Origin of the sequence: Ideonella sp. (assembly GCF_041287625.1) — a bacterium.
Taxonomy (GTDB): domain Bacteria; phylum Pseudomonadota; class Gammaproteobacteria; order Burkholderiales; family Burkholderiaceae_C; genus Ideonella.
On sequence record NZ_JBGGNH010000033.1, the window covers coordinates 36,512 to 55,773 of the forward strand.

At 67.1% G+C, this 19,262-nt stretch carries 18 protein-coding genes and 1 pseudogene; 12 read left to right on the forward strand and 7 right to left on the reverse strand.

The window, feature by feature from the left end; all coding sequences use genetic code 11:
* Positions 1-239 precede the first annotated feature (239 nt).
* From lnt to ACAH41_RS13375, 5 genes are read left to right on the forward strand one after another with little or no spacing between them, the layout of a single operon-like run.
* On the forward strand, positions 240-1,871 hold the full coding sequence (gene lnt / locus ACAH41_RS13355; protein WP_325650218.1) for an apolipoprotein N-acyltransferase: 1,632 nt from the start codon (positions 240-242) through the stop codon (positions 1,869-1,871).
* The gene (locus ACAH41_RS13360) at positions 1,868-2,641 is read left to right on the forward strand and encodes a TadE family protein (protein WP_325650216.1); all 774 of its coding nucleotides are present in this window, start codon (positions 1,868-1,870) and stop codon (positions 2,639-2,641) included. The genes lnt and ACAH41_RS13360 overlap by 4 nt, the downstream gene beginning before the upstream one ends.
* A gap of 14 nt (positions 2,642-2,655) precedes the next feature.
* Entirely contained in the window at positions 2,656-3,045 is a 390-nt protein-coding gene (locus ACAH41_RS13365; protein ID WP_325650214.1) for a hypothetical protein, read from the forward strand.
* Positions 3,042-3,506 (forward strand): hypothetical protein, encoded by a 465-nt coding sequence (locus tag ACAH41_RS13370; protein ID WP_325650212.1) that lies wholly within the window; start codon positions 3,042-3,044, stop codon positions 3,504-3,506. Before ACAH41_RS13365 ends, ACAH41_RS13370 begins: the two co-directional genes overlap by 4 nt.
* A 24-nt stretch (positions 3,507-3,530) precedes the next feature.
* Entirely contained in the window at positions 3,531-4,574 is a 1,044-nt protein-coding gene (locus tag ACAH41_RS13375) for a hypothetical protein (RefSeq protein ID WP_325650210.1), read from the forward strand.
* A gap of 36 nt (positions 4,575-4,610) precedes the next feature.
* Here ACAH41_RS13375 and ACAH41_RS13380 read toward each other — a convergent pair whose 3' ends face one another.
* The 3 genes from ACAH41_RS13380 to ACAH41_RS13390 are packed head-to-tail and all read right to left on the reverse strand — an operon-like array spanning position 4,611 to position 7,524.
* Positions 4,611-5,354, reverse strand: a complete 744-nt coding sequence (locus ACAH41_RS13380; RefSeq protein WP_325650208.1) for a transporter substrate-binding domain-containing protein — start codon at positions 5,352-5,354, stop codon at positions 4,611-4,613.
* Positions 5,355-5,369: 15 nt separating this feature from the next.
* Entirely contained in the window at positions 5,370-6,767 is a 1,398-nt protein-coding gene (locus ACAH41_RS13385) for a diguanylate cyclase domain-containing protein (protein ID WP_325650206.1), read from the reverse strand.
* Complete coding sequence (locus ACAH41_RS13390; protein WP_325650205.1) at positions 6,739-7,524, reverse strand: transporter substrate-binding domain-containing protein; 786 nt, start codon at positions 7,522-7,524, stop codon at positions 6,739-6,741. Before ACAH41_RS13390 ends, ACAH41_RS13385 begins: the two co-directional genes overlap by 29 nt.
* A gap of 137 nt (positions 7,525-7,661) precedes the next feature.
* Between ACAH41_RS13390 and ubiA the strand changes: the two genes are divergently transcribed.
* Entirely contained in the window at positions 7,662-8,600 is a 939-nt protein-coding gene (ubiA, locus tag ACAH41_RS13395; RefSeq protein WP_325650203.1) for a 4-hydroxybenzoate octaprenyltransferase, read from the forward strand.
* Between the two features lies 1 nt (position 8,601).
* Here the strand turns inward: ubiA and proC are convergent, their stop codons facing one another.
* Entirely contained in the window at positions 8,602-9,462 is an 861-nt protein-coding gene (gene proC / locus ACAH41_RS13400) for a pyrroline-5-carboxylate reductase (protein ID WP_325650202.1), read from the reverse strand.
* Positions 9,463-9,689: 227 nt separating this feature from the next.
* Between proC and ACAH41_RS13405 the strand changes: the two genes are divergently transcribed.
* Positions 9,690-10,964 (forward strand): Glu/Leu/Phe/Val dehydrogenase, encoded by a 1,275-nt coding sequence (locus ACAH41_RS13405; RefSeq protein WP_325650201.1) that lies wholly within the window; start codon positions 9,690-9,692, stop codon positions 10,962-10,964.
* Positions 10,965-11,020: 56 nt separating this feature from the next.
* Positions 11,021-11,995, forward strand: coding sequence for a tripartite tricarboxylate transporter substrate binding protein (locus ACAH41_RS13410; RefSeq protein ID WP_325650199.1), 975 nt, complete (start codon positions 11,021-11,023; stop codon positions 11,993-11,995).
* A gap of 15 nt (positions 11,996-12,010) precedes the next feature.
* Here ACAH41_RS13410 and ACAH41_RS13415 read toward each other — a convergent pair whose 3' ends face one another.
* Positions 12,011-12,406 carry an aldehyde dehydrogenase family protein gene (locus tag ACAH41_RS13415; protein WP_325650328.1) on the reverse strand — a complete coding sequence of 132 codons (396 nt, stop codon included), beginning with the start codon at positions 12,404-12,406 and terminating at the stop codon, positions 12,011-12,013.
* Positions 12,407-12,712: 306 nt separating this feature from the next.
* Positions 12,713-15,697: pseudogene (locus ACAH41_RS13420) on the reverse strand (L-glutamate gamma-semialdehyde dehydrogenase); the annotation flags it as partial.
* Between the two features lie 106 nt (positions 15,698-15,803).
* Here ACAH41_RS13420 and ACAH41_RS13425 point away from each other — a divergent pair.
* Positions 15,804-16,295: an Lrp/AsnC ligand binding domain-containing protein gene (locus tag ACAH41_RS13425; RefSeq protein WP_141288129.1), complete on the forward strand. Its 492-nt coding sequence runs from the start codon at positions 15,804-15,806 to the stop codon at positions 16,293-16,295.
* Between the two features lie 186 nt (positions 16,296-16,481).
* Positions 16,482-16,757 (forward strand): hypothetical protein, encoded by a 276-nt coding sequence (locus ACAH41_RS13430; protein ID WP_325650197.1) that lies wholly within the window; start codon positions 16,482-16,484, stop codon positions 16,755-16,757.
* A 4-nt stretch (positions 16,758-16,761) separates the two neighbouring features.
* Here ACAH41_RS13430 and ACAH41_RS13435 read toward each other — a convergent pair whose 3' ends face one another.
* Positions 16,762-17,454: a YggS family pyridoxal phosphate-dependent enzyme gene (locus ACAH41_RS13435; RefSeq protein WP_325650195.1), complete on the reverse strand. Its 693-nt coding sequence runs from the start codon at positions 17,452-17,454 to the stop codon at positions 16,762-16,764.
* A gap of 82 nt (positions 17,455-17,536) precedes the next feature.
* Here ACAH41_RS13435 and ACAH41_RS13440 point away from each other — a divergent pair, with 82 nt between their 5' ends.
* Positions 17,537-18,580 carry a type IV pilus twitching motility protein PilT gene (locus ACAH41_RS13440; protein ID WP_141288132.1) on the forward strand — a complete coding sequence of 348 codons (1,044 nt, stop codon included), beginning with the start codon at positions 17,537-17,539 and terminating at the stop codon, positions 18,578-18,580.
* A gap of 18 nt (positions 18,581-18,598) precedes the next feature.
* Positions 18,599-19,243, forward strand: coding sequence for a Crp/Fnr family transcriptional regulator (locus ACAH41_RS13445; protein ID WP_325650192.1), 645 nt, complete (start codon positions 18,599-18,601; stop codon positions 19,241-19,243).
* Positions 19,244-19,262 lie beyond the last annotated feature (19 nt).

A 19,262-nucleotide genomic window follows, 5' to 3' on the forward strand; every position in this document is an offset into this window, starting at 1 on the left:
ACGATACCGAGACACCTCCTGTCACGTGCACCCCTAGCACCGTTGAAATTGTTGAGGGATGTAAACAGGTGGAAACAATATGTACCCCCCCAAGTTCCAGGTCTTGAGCTGCGTGTTTGAGATAGAGACACTCCCGCGTTCGTCGACTGAATGCAGGGTGAACATCACCGCAATGCTGGGCAAATGCCGCCCAGCATTGCCGGCGCCCGAGCCTTCAGGTCGCAACCGATAACCGCCTGATGCGCCATCTCCTAGTCCTCCACGCTGATTTTTCTCGCCATCCGCTCGGCATGGCGGGCTCCGCTCTGGCTTACGGCACGATGGTCGGCGCTGCGTGCAACTTACCGTCCATTTGGCCGCTTAGCCTTGTTGCGTTGGTGGGCATCGCTGCCTTGGTGGCAGAAGGTGCCTGCACCAGCAAATGGCGTTCTACCGCCACCGTGGCGCTCGCCACCGCGGGCTGGCACGCGGCTGCGACGTGGTGGGTGGTGCTCACCGTGCATCAAGGAGACCAATGGGTTCTTCTGTGGCAGGCAATCGTCGTTTCAGCGGTGGTGGCGGCCCAGGTGATGTGGATGGTGGCGGCCTGGCTGGTGCTGCGCGCCTTGGCGGTTTGGCACGACAGGGGCAAGCTGTCGGCTCGCAGTGCAGCCATCGCCTGGTGGATTGCGTTTGCTGCAGGAGACGAGCTGAGGCAGATGGGCTGGAGCGGCAACCCCTACGGCGACCTGGGCATCGCGTTGATCGATGTGCCTGGTGTTAGGGCGCTGCTGCCTCTAGTCGGCAGTCAGGGTGTGGCGTGGGCGGCGATGGGTTTGGCTTGTGCCATCGCGGTGGTGACAAGGCAGAGCCTGTCCCGTGCTCGCGCTGCGCTGGCATGGTCTCCGGTGAGCGCGGCCACGGTTGGCATTGCGTTGATGACTTTGGGGGCCGCTTCACTGGCCGCTGACGGCTTCGAGTTCACCCACGTTGCCGAGTTGAGCCCGCTCGACATCGTCGCGTTGCAGCCCACGGTCATCGGGCGAGGCAGATGGAGCGCACCAGTGCGTGACAAGGCCATGGCTCTGCTGACCCGCGCAATACAGCAGGCACGGCCGGGCAGCCTGATCGTCACGCCGGAGAGCTACCTCTACGAACCGCCCCCTGCACAGCCGGCAGGCCTTTGGGACGAGTTGCTGGATCAGGTCGACTCGGCAGGTGTCCATGTCTTGCTGGGCATGCCTTTTCTCTTGCGAGGGCCAGACGCCTTGCTGCATTTGAACGCTGCAGTCCACCTCGCACCGAAGCGGCAATCGGTCTACGCGAAGGAGCGTCCGGTGCCAGGGGGCGAGTATTTGCCCCTGCATGAACTGCTAGGCGCTTTCTACACCCGCGCGCTCGACATGCCCGGACCTGGCGAGCAAGCTGCGCCACCAGAACTGACCGCACCGCTATATGTCGCCGGCATCGACATCGGCATGTCCATCTGCCATGAACTGGCCTTTGGCCAAACCATGGCGCAGCGCTCCCAAGATGTTGGACTGCTCGTGAACCTGTCTCTCGAGGGTTGGGTTCCCAGCGCGGCCTTTCGCCGACAGATGCTGAGCATTTCGCGGGCGCGCGCCATGGAATCCGGGCGCTCGCTGTTGCGAGTGGCCGACAACGGCGGCTCCATGCTGATCGACCCGCTGGGCAACATCGTGGCGCCCACTCGCCGGATAGGCGAACTGGTGATGTTCGATCAGGTTCAGCCCCGAGAGGGGCACACGCCTTACCAGTGGGTGGCACGCTGGATGCCGCTGTTTCCGTTTGCACTGGCGGTCCTGATGGCAGTTGCAACGCTGGTCCGACGGTCCTTGGCATCCCGATTGATCAGGAAATCCCCCACGTGAAACCCAAGACACTCAAGCAACAACAGGGTGCGTCCATGGTGGAATTCGTAATCGTGTTCCCGGTCGCCGTCTTGTTTGTGCTGTCGCTGATTCAGACCGGCTTTTTGTACATGGCCAAGTCGACGCTCAACCACGCCACCTTCATGGCCGCCCGCGCGGGCTCCCAGAACAATGCCAACCCCGACGTGATCAAGGCTGCGCTGGCTCGCGGCCTAAGCCCGTTCTACCAGGACAGCACGATCACCAATGACCTTCAGCGCCTCACGCTGGCGTACCTCAATCCGAACCCAGGCAAAGACAGCGCCTACAAGGATGTCTACACGCCGATGCCCTGGAAGACCGACATCACGCTGTTGAGCCCATCGGCAGACACGTTTGCCGACTACGGTGTCCGTGACCCCGTCAGCCGCGTCACCTACATCCCGAATGACAACCTTGAGACCCGCCGGACGGACGTCACCGGCGCGGGAACGTCCATTGCGAGCTCCCGCTCCAAAGTCAACATTCGCGACGCCAACCTGCTCAAACTCAAGGTCGTGTATGGCTACAAGTTGAAGGTGCCACTGGTTGGCTACGTTCTCAGGCGCGTGATGTGCAGCGGCGACACCGGCGTGGCGGCCTGGGGCAACACCAGCGTGTTCGAGGCCATTGAGCGCTCCCAGCCGACCATCTGTGCGAGGTATTACCTTTCCGACCCCGACGGCGACGTGCGCGTCCCGATCGAGAGCTACGCCATCGTCGAGATGCAATCCCGGGCCGAAAAGCCTTAATCGAAAACTGAATCATGAAGTCGACCATGAAATCTCATCCTTCCCAGCTCATGATGGCGACGCTGCTGCTTGGCACACTTGCAGGCTGCGGTGGCGGAGGCAATGAATCCGGCCCGCCAGACGTCATCCAGGCTTCGCCTGCACAGGTCACCGTATCGGCCGTGGGCTCATGCGCCGTGGGGGTGGGGCCCACCATATTTCTGTACGGTGGCACGCCACCCTACAAGCTGAAGAACTCGGTACCCACCGCTTTGTCACTGGACAAGACGACGGTCCTTCAGAGCGGCCAAGGCTTCACGGTGACTTTCATCGGCGGACAATGCATGGAAAACATGCCGGTCTCGGCCGAAGACGAAATGGGGCGCATTGTCGAAGTGCTGTTCACCAACCAGATTGCGACATGACATCACTGGCCAGTGACGACGCAGCGTCGAAGCGATCGGCGGCGGCGTCGCGAAGGCATCGCCGGATTGAGTCGCTACGTCGTGCGTGCGGGCGGCTGGCGCATTGCGCTTTCATCTCATTTGGCAGCGCAAGCATCGCTGCTGCGCCTCTGGTATGTCATGAAGGCCGGGTGGAAATGATCATTGGTGGCGAGCCATCTGCCGAGGCATGCGCTGTGAAGCCCACCTCTTCGCCGGGAACTGCTGCGGTCGGTATCACCAACCATGCGCGCATCGGCGAACTTGAACAGCGCAAGCGAGATCAGGACAGGCGTGCCATCCTGGAGCAGGAACTGCAACAGGAGCAGCAAACCTTGACGGCGCAATTGCGAGCTGGCAGCGGCGCCGACACGGCCGCCTTGATCCGCACCCGCAGCAACCTCGTGGCACTGCAGCGCGAACTGGCGCGCAACGGTCCCTGAGCCGCCTGCCCAACCCGCGTAGCCATGCAGGCATTTGAACGGCCGCCGGCCACCGGCGCCTCGCTCACGGGCGCAAAGGGATGCGCACCCTCGCTGCGCATTCAGCACCTGCTCTGGCTCTACCTGCCCGTGGTGCCGCTGCTGCTATGGCTGCTGTACTTGCTCTGCCAAGGCGGTGACCTGGACGAGTTGGATGCGACGACACCTCCACCCGCGCTCTATGCGATGGTGTTTGGCGTCCCTCACGTGGTGGCCAGCTTCTTTGCCTTCGGTAACTTCGAACTGGCGCGCGCCTGCAGGGTGCCGCTGATACGGGGGTTCGTTGGCGCTGTAATGGCGGTCATGGCCATGGCCTTTCTGTTGGACAACCAGCAGCGCTTCGGGCTGCTAATCGGGCTGACGCTGTTGCATGTTGTGGGGCAACAGACGGGCCTGGCTGTCGGTCAAGCGGGGCTGGCGCGCGCCGACGTGCACCCTCGCTGGACGGCCCTCGCCGCTTGGACATGGAAGGGACTGCTGGGAGTGATCGCTTGCGCCACAGGCTTGGCGATCGGCGGCGAAGCCTTGTCCGGACCGGTTGTTCCAGCCGGCCCGGCGCTGCAGGCTGCAGGATTGGCGCTTTGCTTGAGCACACCATTGGCTGGCCTGCTGGGATGGCGTGCCGCCAGTCGGGGTGGCGACCCGCGCGCAGTGCTCGCGATGCAGATGACCGCCACCGTTGCCTACGGGCTGGTGATGGCACACCAGCCCTGGCTGGGCGTGCTGCTGATGCGCTGGACCCACGATGCCACCGCCTTCGTGTTGTACGCCGCGCTGGCAATGGCAGACGACGCGAGCGCACCCGCCCGTAACTGCCTCTGGGCGCCCATGCATCGCTGGCGATGGCCCGCGCGCTCGCGCACCTGGGCTCTCGCCGTTGGCATCTGGCCATTGGCAATCGCGCTCACCATCGTGTTAACTATGTTGCCGGGATGGGTCGCCGGTATCGTGGTGTTGACCCACTACTTTTCCGAGCCAGCGCTCTGGCGGCGAGGCTCCGCGCTGCGCGAAGCACTGCCACTGCGCTGAACCCAGGCAGCGGCGCTGATCCGTGACCAGGAAGCCTCAGTGTTTGCCGCTGCCCATCAACCGCCCCACCGTCCCATCCGCCTTCAGCTTGTCAAACGCCGCCTTGGTGCGCGCCACCGTCTCGTCCGGCGTGGCCTTGCTGTAGGCCATGTAGATGCCGGTCGTCAGCGCGTCCAGCGTCAGTACTTTTTCAATCTTGGCGAAGGGGATGCCGGCTTGTTCGCAGAAGGCTTGGGCGTCGCTTTCCGGCATGGGCACGAGTTCGACCTGGCCGCTGAGCAGCTTGCGGAAATTGTCGACGTTCTGGGACGAGGTGATCAGGCGCCCGAAGCCCTGGTCCTTCAGGTACAGCTGGCGCACGTCGTCGCGCATCACGCCAATGCTGTAGCGCTTGGCGTCTTCGAGCTTGCGCACTGTGACGTCCTGGCGCTCGCGCAGCTTGTAAAGGTGGTACTCGATGCGCATGAACTCGCCGGCCCACTTGAACTGGGTCTCGCGGGCCGGCGTTCGCGCGATCAGGTAGATCAGCACGTTGGGCTCCTGCAGCGCCATGTCGTAGGCGCGGGCCCAAGGGTAGATGCCGATGCGGTGGTCGGTCAGGCCGGCGTGCTGCAGGCTGGCCTCGACGATCTCGCTGGCCGGACCAGCAACCTTGCCGTCCTTCAGCACCACGTAGGACGAGGCTTCGGCAACAACCTTCAAGGTCTGCGCATGCAGGCTCGTAACGAGCAGCGAAGCGGCCAGCGCCAGCAGGCGCAACGGCGGGATGGAATGCGTCATCAAAAGCTCCTGGGACTAGTTCGAGACGCGGTTGCGGCCCCGGTTCTTGGCGCGATAGAGGGCTTCATCGGCGCGCTGCATCAGCTCGTCGAAACGCTGCATGGTCTCTTCGTCGAACTGCGCCACGCCAATGCTCAGCGTGACGTGCAGTGCCACCAGCGAACCGGTGTGCGGCAGGCCCATCTGCAGCAGCCTGGCCCGCAGCCGCTCGGCCGCGGCAACGGCCTGCTCGGCATCCAGCGCCGGCAGCAGCACGGCAAATTCCTCGCCGCCGATGCGGGCGCAGAAGTCGCCTGAGCGAGTGAAGGTCTGTTTCAGCGCGTCGGCCACGGCTTGCAGGCACTGATCGCCGTGCGCGTGGCCATAGGTGTCGTTGTAGCGCTTGAAGTAGTCCACGTCGCAGACCAGCAGCGACAGCGGCAACTGCTGCCGGCGTGCGCGGCGCAGCTCGGTCTCCTTGACCTCGTCGAAGTGGCGGCGGTTGGCCAGGTCGGTCAGCGGATCGGCGCGCGAGAGCCGCTCCAGCCGGGTGTTGACGGCGCGCAGCTCGGTGGTCTTGGCGTCCACCAGGTCGGCCAGGCGGTCGCGGTGCGCGGCCAACTCGCGTTCGTCGCGGTGTTGGCGCGCCAGGTAGTCTGACAGGTTGCCCTGCAGGTGGTTGACGCCGGCTTCGAGCAAAGTGAGTTCGTCGCGATGGGCAGCGGCGCGCTGCAGCTGCAGCGGCCGGCCCAGGGTCTCGGGCGTCAGCGTGGCCAAGTGGCGGGCAATGCGCCGCACGTGCACCGTGACCGAGCGGTGGAACAGCCACATGATGAGGCCGGCCAGCAGCACCGACTGCAGCACCTGCGTCAGCACGATCTCCAGCAGCTCGCCGCGCAGCCGCAGCCACAGCAGGCGCTCGTCGCCCTGCAGCGTGAAGTCGCCAATCACCTCGACCGTGCCTGGATACGGGCTGTAGCTCAGCTCTCGCTGCAGCGTCGGTACACGGCCGCCTTCGGGCGCACCAAGCTTGCGCTGCTGCAGCACTTCCGGCGGACGGCCGGACTGGCGCAGCCGCAGCTCGATGCGGCCGACCGACTGGACCTGCGCCATGCTCGCCATGTGGGCCAGCAAGTCGTCGCGGTCCATCTCCCAGATGGCCTTGGTCAGCGCGCGCTGGAACACGTCGCCGATCAGCGCCAGCTCGGTGTTCATCGTCACCACGTTGGCCTGCCAGGCCAGCCAGGTGCGTGCGGCCACACTGAGCCCGGTGAACAGCAGGCTGAACACCAGCGTGGCCAGCACCAGTTTGCGGCCCAGCGAATGGCCGAGCACGGTGTCGGACGGATGGTCAGGCACCGGGGACGCGGCGACCGTCGCTGGCGGATCGCTCACCACGCCGGACTCACAGCCAGCGCTTCTGGATGCGCTCATAGCTGCCGTTTTTCTTGATCGTCTCCAAGCCCTTGCGAAAGCGCTCGACGACCGCGTCCGGCGTGCCCAGGCTGAACGCCATGTTCAGGCCCTCTTCGCTGCCCACGTCGGGCAGGTGCAGTGCGCGCACCAGCAGCTTGGCGGGATCATCGCCGGTGCGGCGCACCAGGTACAGCGCGTTCAGCTCGTTGGAGATCCACAGGTCGACCCGGCCCTGCTTGAGCTTTTCGTAGTTCAGCTCGTACTTGCTGCTGGACTGCAGGTTCTGCCCCAGCAACAGGCCTTTGCTGGCCAGGTACTGCTCGCCAGCATCTTCATGCACGGTGGCGATCTGGTACTTGCGCGCATCCTCCAGCCGCGTGAGCTTGACCGGCCGCGCGGCCAGCGCAAACAGGTACCAGCGCGTGGGTGCGACCACGCCGACCCACTTGAACAGCTTCTCGCGCTGCGCCGTGCGGGAGATCGAATAGATCAACACGTTCGGTTCGTTCAGCGCGGTGTTGTAGGCCCGAGCCCAGGGCATGACCTGGATCGCCGTCGGCTGGCCAATTGTTTCCAGCACCGCCCGCACGATCTCCGTGCTCAGGCCGGTGACCTTGTCGTCCTGCATCATGTTGTACGGCGGCAGCTCCTCGGTGAGGATGCGCAGCTCGGTCGGCCCTGCCGCGAGGCTCAGCCCGGGGCAGGCCAGTGCGCCCACCGCGCCCAACAGGCGGGTGACGGCGTTTCGGCGGTTGGGCGGCGCGGCAGCGGGCATGGGCAGGCGTGGGAACGGACAACTGGAACAGCAGGAGACGGCAACGGAAAGTTCCGCCATCGTCTGTGCTATCGGCTGAAACACCAAGGACTTGAGCCAGCGGAGGCTGGCCGGCTGAAGCGGATAATCCCACGCCGATGAACGCCTCTTCAGCCCCTGCCGCGCCGGACCCCGCCGCACCATCGCCGCGCCGCCGTTTGTCGCTGTACCTGGACCTGATCCGCTGGAACCGGCCCGCCGGCTGGCTGCTGCTGCTGTGGCCCACGCTGGCTGCCCTCTGGATGGCCGCCGACGGGTTTCCGGGCTGGCATTTGCTGGGGGTGTTCACGCTGGGCACGGTGCTGATGCGCAGCGCCGGCTGTTGTGTCAACGACGTGGCCGATGCCGAGTTCGACCGGCATGTGAAGCGCACCGCGCAGCGGCCGGTGACCAGCGGCGCGGTGAGCAAGAAGGAGGCGCTGGCCGTGGGCGCGGTGCTGGCGCTGCTGGCCTTCGGCCTGGTGCTGACGACCAATCCGCCGACCATCTGGCTGTCCGTCGTGGCGCTGATGGTGACGCTGTTGTACCCGTATGCCAAGCGGGTCGTGTCGATGCCGCAGGCGGTCCTGGGCGTGGCCTTCAGCTTCGGCATTCCGATGGCCTTCAGCGCCGTGCAGGGCGGACAGGACTGGGCGCTGGCGGCCATTCCTGCCGCGGTGCCGGCGCTGGCCTGGTGGCTGCTGGTGGGCAACCTGTTCTGGGTGCTGGCCTACGACACCGAATACGCAATGGTCGACCGCGACGACGACCTGAAGATCGGCATCAAGACCTCGGCCATCACGCTGGGCCGCTTCGACATGGCCGGCGTGATGCTGTTCTACGTCGCCTACCTGATCAGCTGGGGCGCGCTGGGCCACGGGCTGGGCCTGCTGAAGACCTACCTGATCGGCATTGCCGCAGCGGCGCTGCAGGTCGCCTGGCACTTCACGCTGATCCGCCACCGCTCGCGCGACGGCTGCTTTCGCGCGTTCCGGCTCAACCACTGGGTGGGCTTCGCAGTGTTTGCCGGCACGGTCATTTCGTACCTGCCGAGCTGATTCAGGCTCCGAATTCGTCGCCGAGTTCCTTCGCGCGATTTTTGGCGGCCAGCATCGCGAACATGAAATGTTGCTTCACGCCGTGCGCTTCCAGCACATTGAGCGCGGCGAAGGTGGTGCCGCCCTTGGACGTGACACGCTCGCGCAGCACTTCGGGCGAATCGCCGGACTGGCGCGCCAGCTCGGTTGCGCCGGCAAAGGTGGCCAGTGCCAGCTCACGGCCGGCTTCGGCGCCCAGCCCCATCTGTTCGGCGGCCTGCACCATGGCCTCGATGAAATAGAAGACATAGGCCGGGCCTGAGCCTGACAGCGCGGTCACCGCGTCCAGCTGCTCCTCGCGCTCGACCCACAGGCTGCGGCCAGTGGGCGCCAGCAGCTGCTCGATCTGCAGCCGCTCGTCCAGCGTGACCTGGGCCATTGCGAACAGCCCGGCAATGCCTTGGCCGATCAACGCCGGCGTGTTGGGCATGCTGCGCACGACACGCTCGCTGCCGGTGGCGCGGGCAATCGCCTGCACACGGATGCCGGCCATCACCGACAGGTGCAGGGCCTGGCCGACGTGGCCGGCGCACGGGGCCGCGGCGTCCGCAAACAGCTGCGGCTTCACGGCCCACACCACCAGCCCCGCCTGCGCCAGCGCCGGGCCGGCCATCGGCAGCACCTGCACGCCGAACTGGGCGATCAACCGGTCCGCCTGCGCGGCCGAGGGTTCGACCACGGTGATGGATTCGGCCGCATGGCCGGACTTCAGCAACCCGCCGATCAGCGCACTGGCCATGTTGCCGCCACCGATGAAGGCAACGCGGGAAAGGGCTGGCGCGGTGGCCGGCGACGGGGCGTGAAAGGGCGTGGCAGTGCTCATGCCGGTGAGTGTAGAGAAGTGCCGTGTTCAGCGGCCGGCTCGTCCCCTGTAGAGGGCATTCCGCCGATACAGATGCAGGCCGACCCGGGGACCTCATGCAAAACTTGCATAGGCCTCGGTGACAAATTCGGCGGCCGCGGGCCTAGAGTGCGGCCAGCGTTGCGGCGGCCTCTACAAGCGCGTTTGCCGCAGACGCGCACACCTGAATTCCCTGGAGATCTCGCGTCATGTCTTCGCCGCTTTCGTTTGTTCACCCCACGTCGGACAGCCCCTGGGGCACCTACCTGTCGCAGGTTGACCGTGTGGTCCCGTACCTGGGCAACCTGGCCCGCTGGGCCGAGACGCTCAAGCGCCCGAAGCGCACGCTGATCGTCGACGTGCCCATCGAGCTGGACAACGGCACCGTGGCGCACTATGAAGGCTACCGGGTGCAGCACAACCTGTCGCGCGGCCCGGGCAAGGGCGGCGTGCGCTATCACCCGGACGTGACGCTGGAAGAAGTGATGGCGCTGTCGGCCTGGATGACGGTCAAGACCGCCGCGGTGAACCTGCCGTTCGGCGGCGCCAAGGGCGGCATCCGCGTCGACCCGAAGCTGCTGTCGATCAAGGAACTGGAGCGCATGACGCGCCGCTACACCAGCGAGATCGGCCTGATCATCGGCCCGCAGAAGGACATTCCGGCACCGGACGTGAACACCAATGGCCAGATCATGGCCTGGATGATGGACACGTACTCGATGAACACCGGCTCCACTGCCACCGGCGTGGTCACCGGCAAGCCGCTGCACCTGGGCGGCTCGGCCGGCCGCATCAAGGCCACTGGCCGCGGCGTGTTCGTCACCGGCAGGGAAGCGGCGCGTCGCATCGGACTGGACCTGAACGGCGCGCGTGTTGCGGTGCAGGGCTTCGGCAACGTGGGCGGCTCGGCGGCCGAGCTGTTCGCCCAGGCGGGTGGCAAGATCGTCGCGGCCCAGGACCACACCGGCACCATCTACAACGCCAACGGCTTCGACCTCGGCGACCTGATCCCGCACGTCACCAACACCGGCGGCGTGGCCGGCTTCACGGGCGCGGACGTGCTGAAGTCCGAAGAGTTCTGGGACGTCGATTGCGACATCCTGATCCCGGCCGCGCTCGAAGGCCAGATCACCGAGGACCGCGCCCGCCGCATCAAGGCCAGGCTGGTGCTCGAAGGCGCCAACGGCCCGACGGTGCCCAAGGCCGACGACATGCTGTTCGAGCGCAACATCCTGGTCGTGCCCGACGTGATCTGCAACGCTGGCGGCGTGACCGTCTCGTACTTCGAGTGGGTGCAGGATTTCTCCAGCTTCTTCTGGAGCGAAGACGAGATCAACGTGCGCCTGGACAAGATCATGGTCGACGCGCTGAAGAAGATCTGGGACACGGCCGACCGCCACAAGATCACGCTGCGCACCGCGACCTTCGCCGTCGCCTGCGAGCGCATCCTGATCGCACGTGAGGAACGCGGCCTGTACCCCTGAATCGACGGGCGTGCATTGACGACAATGGGCGCCCGCTCATCGCCACTGCCCTGCCCATGCACCGCCGTTCCGTCCTGCTGCTTCTGCCCGTCGTTGCCACGCTGCTGGGCAGCGCCACGGCCTGGGCCCAGGCCTGGCCCGCGCGCCCGGTGCACCTCGTCGTGCCGGCGCCGGCAGGCAGCTCGCTGGACGTGACGGCGCGGCTCTTGGCCGACAAGCTGAAGGACCGTTGGGGCCAGGCGGTGGTGGTGGACAACAAGCCCGGCGCAGGCGGCATGCTGGGCGTGGACGCCGCGGCCAAGGCCGCCCCGGACGGCTACACGATCGCGGTCGGCTTCAATGGCCCGATCGCCTTTGCACCCTTCATGTACCGCAAGTTGCCGTACGACCCGGCCAAGGAGCTGGTGCCGGTGGTGATGACCACGCTGCAGCCGAATGTGCTGGCCGTCAGCGCGGCACTGCCGGTCAGGACGGTGAAGGACTTCATCGCGCTGGGCAAGGCCAAGGCCGGCAAGATGAACTACGCCTCGGTCGGCCTGGGCAGTTCCTCGCACCTGACGATGGAACTGCTGCTGGCCGAGGCCGGCTTCGAGGCCACGCATGTGCCGTACAACGGCTCGCCACCGGCGGCGATGTCGGTCGCCAGCGGCGAGACCGATGCGGTCTTCGCCGCCGCGCCAGCGCTGCTGTCGCTGGCCAAGACCGGCAAGCTGCGCTTGATCGCTGTCAGCGGCCGGCAGCGGCTGGCCTCGATGAAAGACTTGCCGACGCTGGTCGAAAGCGGACTGCCGAACGTCGAATCGATGATCTGGAACGGCCTGTTCGTCGCCGCGCACACGCCGGACGCCGTGGTGCAGAAGCTCAATGCCGACGTCAACGTGGTGCTGCAGGACCCTGCGGTGATCGCCAGCTTCGAGGTCCAGGGCCTGCTGCCCGGCGGCGGCTCGGTGGCCGAGTTCCGCCAGACCGTCGCCAGCGACACGCAGCGCTGGGGCGCGATCATCCGCAAGATCGGCCTGCAGCTGGATTGAGGCACCTCTGCTGGATCAGAGCCCCGCGAGCAACGCCGCATTCCCACCCGCCGCGGCGGTGTTGACCGTCAGCGTCTGCTCCGCGCAGAAGCGGTAGAGCTGGCGCGGGCTGGCGGCTTCGGTCAGTGACAGCAGCGGCAGGATCGCGCCGGGCTGCGCGGCCAGTTGGTGGGCCAGACGTGGCAACAGCGCTGCCGACGTGGCGCAGACGCCGGCCACGCGGGCGTCCGCCACCAGCGCGGTGCCCAGCGAGTCGAAGCTGCCAGGCAGCGGCTGCAGCGCGGCCGCCGGCAGGCCGGCCTGGCGCAGTGCTTGAAGCCAAGGCTTGGCGGCGTCGATTGCCGTCTCGCTGCCAGCCCAGGCCACCGTGTTGCCGGTGACCAGCGCGGCGCCGACCGCAGCGGCCAGCACGTCCTGCGCAGCGTCTTCGCCGACAAACGCGAACAGGCCACGACCATGCAGGCGCAGCTCGTTGCGTTCGCCGGTCGGGCCGGGCAGCTCGACCGTCGCCAGCGTGGTTTCGGCGGACGTGGCCAGCGCGCGCCAGCGGGTGGCGATGGCCGGGCGGCTGGCGGCCAGTGCATCGGCCGCCCGGCGCAGCAGCGCGCTGCGCTCGGCCAGCGGCGTGGCACGCCAACCGGGCAACGCCTGCAACGGCGGGTTCAATGCCGCATGCGCCGCGGTGGCGACCAGCGACAGGCCGGGCGCGACGACAGGCGCCGGTGCCGGGCTGGCAGCGCTGCCCGGTTCGGCCGCGAAGCGCAGCAGGTAGTGCGGGCCGCCGGCCTTCGGGCCGGTGCCGCTCATGCCTTCGCCGCCAAACGGCTGAACGCCAACGACCGCGCCGATCATGTTGCGGTTGACGTAGACATTGCCGATCTGCGCCAGCGCCGCGAGCCGTTCGGCGCGGCTGTCGATGCGGGTCTGGATGCCGAAGGTCAGGCCGTAGCCGAGCGCGTTGATCTCGCGCACCAGCGCCTCGGGCTCGCCGCGCCAGCGCACCACGTGCAGCACCGGGCCGAAGATCTCGCTTTGCAGCGCGGCCACCGCCGGCAGCTCGAAGGCCACCGGCGGCACCAGGCGCGGGAAGGCGGCGGCGTCCACCACCGTTTCGCCGAGCAACTTGGCCTCGCGCTTCAGGCGCTGGACCTGGGCCGAAATACCGCCAAAGGCTTCGTCGTCGATCACCGGGCCGACGTCGGTGCGCAACTCGGCCGGGTCGCCCACGCGCAGCTCGGCCATCGCGCCGCGGATCATCTCGATCACGCCGTCAGCAATCGCCTCGTGCACGCACAGCAGGCGCAGCGCCGAGCAGCGCTGGCCGGCGGAGCGGAAGGCGCTTTGCACCACCGCGTCGACCACTTGCTCCGGCAGCGCGGTCGAGTCCACGATCATTGCGTTCAGGCCCCCGGTTTCGGCGATCAGCGGCACCGGTGCGCCGCCTGTCACCGCCGATTTTTCGGCGAGGCTGCGCTGGATGATGCGGGCGACCTGCGTGGAGCCGGTGAAGCACACGCAGGCGGTGCGGGCATCGGCCACCAGGCCGGCACCCACGGTTTCGCCCGGGCCGTGCAGCAGCGCCAGCGCATCGGCCGGCACGCCGGCTTCGTGCAGCAGCGCAACCATGGCCGCGGCGATGGCGGGGGTCTGTTCGGCCGGCTTGGCGGCAACGGTGTTGCCTGCCACGAGTGCAGCGACGACCTGGCCAGCGAAGATCGCCAGCGGGAAGTTCCACGGGCTGATGCAGACGAACACACCGCGGCCCTGCATCGGCGTGAGCCCGCCCAGCGCGGCTTCAGCCTGGTCGGCGTAGTAGCGGCAGAAGTCCACCGCTTCGCGCACCTCGGCCACGCAGTCACCCAGCGTCTTGTGGGCTTCCTTGACCAGGAGGCCGCAGTAGCTCGCGAGGCGCGCGTCCAGCAGATCGCCGGCGCGGCGCACGATGGCGGCGCGTTCGGCCACCGGTAGCGCGGACCAGGCAGCGAAGCCGGCGGACAGGTGAGCCATTGCGGCATCGATCTCGGCGGCGCCGGCTTCGGGCACCGCGGGCACGACGGTCGCTGCGACGGCTTCGCTCAGCGGCTCGCGCTGCGGCAGGCTGGTGATGTCGGCGCCGGTGGAGTTGCGGCGGGTCGCACCGTAAAGGTCCACCGGCAGCGGCAGGCCTTCGACGGGGCCGGCCTCCGGCGTGGCCGGGTGGGCCAGTTGCAGTGGCGAAGCCAGCAGTTCGGCGGGCGAGACCTCGGCGTCGGCCAGCAAATGCACGAATGACGAGTTGGCGCCGTTCTCGAGCAGGCGGCGCACGAGGTAGGCCAGCAGGTCGCGGTGTTCACCCACCGGCGCGTAGACGCGGCAGGCGGCCTTGGGATCTTTCAGGACTTCACGGTAGATGCCGTCGCCCATGCCGTGCAGGCGCTGCATCTCGTAGTCGGCGCCGGGCTGGGCACCGGCGTCGATGGCCATCTGCTGGATCGCGGCGATGGTGCCGGCGTTGTGCGTGGCGAACTGCGGGTAGATGACCTCGCGGTGGTCCAGCAGCGCCTGGGCGCAGGCCAGGTAGGACACATCGGTGTGCGGCTTGCGGGTGTAGACCGGGTAGGCCGGCAGGCCCATCTCCTGCGCGCGCTTGACCTCGCCGTCCCAGTAGGCGCCCTTGACCAGGCGCACCATGAAACGCAGGCCATGCACGCGGGCGATGCGGGCAACTTCGTCGACCACGGCCAGCGCGCGGGTCTGGTAGGCCTGCACCGCAAGGCCGAAGCCGCGCCACTGCGGGTAGTGCTGGGCGATGCGTTCGGCCAGTGCCTCCAGCAGCTCCAGCGAGAGTTCGAGCCGGTCGACCTCTTCGGCGTCGATGGTCAGGTTCAGCTGGGCCGGCGCGGCGCGTTCAATCAGCGCCCAGACGCGTGGCAGCAGCTCGGCGAAGACGCGCTCGCGCTGTGCGTCTTCATAGCGCGAGAACAGCGCCGAGAGCTTGATCGAGATGCCGTCGCTGCGCTCCGGGCCGCGGCCGCCGGCGGTGGTGGCAATCGCGTCAATCGCCTTCAGGTAGGCGGCCTGGTAGCGCTCGGCGTCGTGTTCGGTGCGGGCGCCTTCGCCCAGCATGTCGTACGAAAAGCGCAGCATGGGCTGGGCCTTGCGCTGGCTGGCGGCCTCGGCCATGGCTTCCTGGATGTGGCGGCCCAGCACGAACTGGCGGCCCAGCAGCTGGATGGCGCGCACGGTGGCGGCGACCACGGTGCGGGCCCCCAGGCGCTTGATCAGCCCGCTGTCCTGCTCGGCTTCCGGCAGGAATTTCTTCGACAGCGAGATGGCGCTGGCCGACAGGTTGGCCATCAGGCCGCCGCTGCCTCCGCGACCTTCATTGCTGTCGAAGTCAGCCCGGCCGAGCTGGTCGGCGGCCAGCGCGATGGCGGTTTCCACGTCCGGCACGCGCAGCAGGGCCTCGGCCAGCCGCATCAGCGCCAGGCCCTCGGCGCTGGAGATCGGGTATTCCTTCAGCAGCGACTCCATGGCCCAGAACGGCGCCGGTTTGTCGCGCACAGCCAACACCCACGGCGTGGCGCGCGCCGTGACGGCGGCCCAATCCAGCCCCGCATCAGCGCGCGCACGCGCTGCGGCCAGCACCTGCGCCTCGGGCTGGTACGGAAATGGCAAGCGCTGGCGCTGGGCCGGCAAGGGGAACGGCGTGGGGGTGTGCATGGCAGTGAAAGGCAGTAGAAAACCTGACTGGATGGATGCGCAGCTTATGCGGACAATTCCCGGTAAAGATTCGGAGTTTTGACCGTATGACGGAGTTTTCTCAAGAATGAAGCCCACCCTCGAACCGATCGATCTCGAGCGTGGGCTGGACAAGATCGATTTGCGCATCTTGCGCGTGCTGCAGAAAGACGGGCGCATCAGCAACCTGAAACTCGCCGAAGAGGTGCATCTGTCGCCCACGGCCGTGCTGGAGCGGGTCAAGCGGCTGACGCGCGAGAACTTCATCCTCGGCTACGAGGCGCGGCTGAACCCGGTCAAGCTGGGCGCCGGGCTGATGGTGTTCGTGGAGGTGCTGCTGGACCGCACGGTGCACGACGTGATGGACAGCTTCCGCGCCGCGGTGCAGGTGCGCCCGGAGATCCTTGAATGCCACCTGGTGGCCGGCGGCTTCGACTACCTGCTGAAGACGCGGGTGTCGGACATGGCGGCCTACCGTTCGTTTGTCGGCGATGTGATCTGGTCGCTGCCGGGGGTGCGCGAGACGCGCACCTATGCGGTCATGGAAGAAGTGAAAAATACCACCTCGCTGAGCTTCTGACCGAACTTCTGGCGGCGGCACGGGCACCGCCCGCCATAGCGCCCCGGAAAACCCCTCTTTTGGGGGGACCCCGCCGGACCCTTTCCCCCCCGCCAGGGCGATTGAGCGCGCAGGCTGCTTGCCGGACGATGCCGTCCCATGCAGTACCCGCCGTCAACGCCCAACGAAAGCCAGGAGGAGGATCCCATGTTCAGCGCCCTCAACACGCCACGCGCGGCAGCCCAACGCCTGTTGCCGCTGCTGCCCATGCTGAGGGTGCCGCCCCTGGGCCCCGTGCGCCAGCCGGCCGCTGTGCCACCGACAGCGGGTTTGCGACTGCCGGCGGAAGATCCGCTGCGCGGCGGCTGGCACGACTCCAGCCTCGATCTGCAGCGCGGGCTGCTGGTGCAGGACCTGTACGTCGAAGCGCCGAACACCGACTGGCTGGCGCTGTTCGACGAAGACGACCTGCCCAAGCGCTGAGGCTTCAGACTCGGCCGCCGAAGATCGCGGTGCCGACCCGCACCAGCGTGGCGCCTTCGAGCACCGCCGCTTCCAGGTCGGCACTCATGCCCATGGACAGCGTGTCCAGCAGGTCAAGGCCCTGGGCACGCAGGCGGGCCAACGCCTGCGCCAGTGCGCGATGCGGCAAGCGCTGCGCCGGCAGCTCGGCCGCAGGCTCGGGAATCGCCATCAGGCCACGCAGCCGCAGCCGCGGCAAGGCCGCAACCTGAGGCGCCAGCACCGCCAGCTCGTGCAGGGCGATGCCGCTCTTGCTGTCTTCTCCGCTGATGTTGACCTGCAGGCAGACGTTCAGCGGCCCCAGGTGCGCCGGCCGCTGGGCCGACAGCCGCTCGGCGATCTTCAGCCGGTCCACGGTGTGCACCCAGTCGAACTGCTCGGCCACCACGCGCGTCTTGTTGGACTGCAGCGGGCCGATCAGGTGCCACTGCAGCTCACCGCGCAGGTCGGCCAGCGCGGCGATCTTGTCCAGCGCTTCCTGCACGTAGTTTTCGCCGAATTCGCGTTCACCGGCCGCGTGGGCCGCGCGCACCGCTTCGGCGGCGCAAGTCTTGCTCACCGCCAGCAAACGGACATCGTTCACGTCGCGCCCAGCGGCTGCGGCGGCCTGGGCCAGGCGGCCCCGGACTTGTAGTATGTTCTCAGCGATACTGGCCATGGTCGATCGAGGATAAACCAGGCCGCTGATCAGCCGAATACAAGCGGTTCACATCCCGCATTTCAAGGCGAACCGACCCACCATGGACATCACCCAACTGCTGGCTTTTTCTGTCAAGAACAAGGCCTCCGACCTGCACCTGTCGGCCGGTTTGCCGCCGATGATCCGGGTGCATGGCGACGTGCGGCGCATCAATGTGGAGCCGCTGGGCCACAAGCAGGTCCATGCCATGGTGTACGACATCATGAACGACACCCAGCGCAAGCAGTACGAAGACACGCTGGAGTGCGACTTCAGCTTCGAAGTGCAAGGGCTGGCGCGTTTCCGGGTCAACGCCTTCCATCAGAACCGCGGCTCCAGCGCCGTTTTTCGGACCATTCCGTCGAAGATCCTGACGCTGCAGCAGCTGAACTGCCCGCCGATCTTCGCCGAGTTGGCGCTCAAGCCGCGCGGCCTGGTGCTGGTGACCGGGCCGACCGGCTCGGGCAAGTCAACCACACTGGCCGCCATCATCGACCACCTCAACGAGAGCCACTACGGCCACATCCTGACGCTGGAAGACCCGATCGAATTCGTGCACGAATCGAAAAAGTGCCTGATCAACCAGCGCGAGGTCGGACCGCACACGCTGAGCTTCTCGAACGCGCTGCGCGCCGCGCTGCGCGAAGACCCGGACGCGATCCTGGTCGGCGAATTGCGCGACCTGGAAACCATCCGCCTGGCGCTGACGGCCGCTGAAACCGGCCACCTGGTGTTCGGCACGCTGCACACCTCCAGCGCCGCCAAGACCATCGACCGGGTGGTCGACGTGTTCCCGGCGGCCGAGAAGGACATGGTGCGGGCGATGCTGTCGGAATCGGTCGTGGCCATCATTGCGCAGACGTTGTGCAAGACCAAGGACGGCCAGGGCCGTGTGGCGGCGCACGAAATCATGCTGGGCACCTCGGCCATCCGCAACCTGATCCGCGAGAACAAGATCGCGCAGATGTATTCGTCGATCCAGACCGGCAACAACGTGGGCATGCAGACGCTGGACCAATGCCTGGCCGACTTGGTGCGACGCAACCTCGTGTCTGGCAGCGAGGCCCGCGTGAAGGCCAAGTTCCCCGAGAACTTCCCCGGCTGAGCCGGGAAAGCGGCGGCAGTGAAGCGGCTTCTTGCCTTTTTCCGTGCGCGCCAGCCGGTGGCTGCGCCGCGGGAGGACGACTCGGGCTTCTACGCCACGCAGTTTGTCGACCGCCACCAGGACACGCAGCTCTTTGTGCCGTGGGCGCTGCGTGCCCCGGACCTGAACGCCAAGCCCTACGACGGCTCGCTGGGCGTGCTGTCGCTGGTCAAGCTGCTGGGCCAGGACCGTGCGCTGGCACTGCTGGGCGCCGAGCAGCTGGCAGTGCTGGGCGGCTATTTCGAATACGTGCAGCTGGACAGCGGCAAGCAGATCATCGGTCAGGACGAGCAGGGCGACTTCCTCGTCGTGGTACTGCAAGGCGTGGTCGCCGAGGACCGCATGCAGCCTTCGGGCGCGCGGGCACGCATCGGCGAGTCGCGTGCCGGTGACCTGCTGGGCGAGATGTCGATGCTGGACGGCGGCACGCGCTTTTGCGCCTGCACCGCGCTGACGCCGGTCACGCTCGCGGTGCTGCCCAGCCAGGCGCTGGAGCGCATGATGGTCGAGGAGCCGCGGCTGGCGGCCTCGCTGCTGGCCTGGATTGCCAAGCGGCTGTCGCTGCGGCTGCGCCAGGTCAGTGCGCGCCTGTCGGTGCTGCTGACCCGCGGCACCCATGACTGAAGCCCGCGACAGACACCCC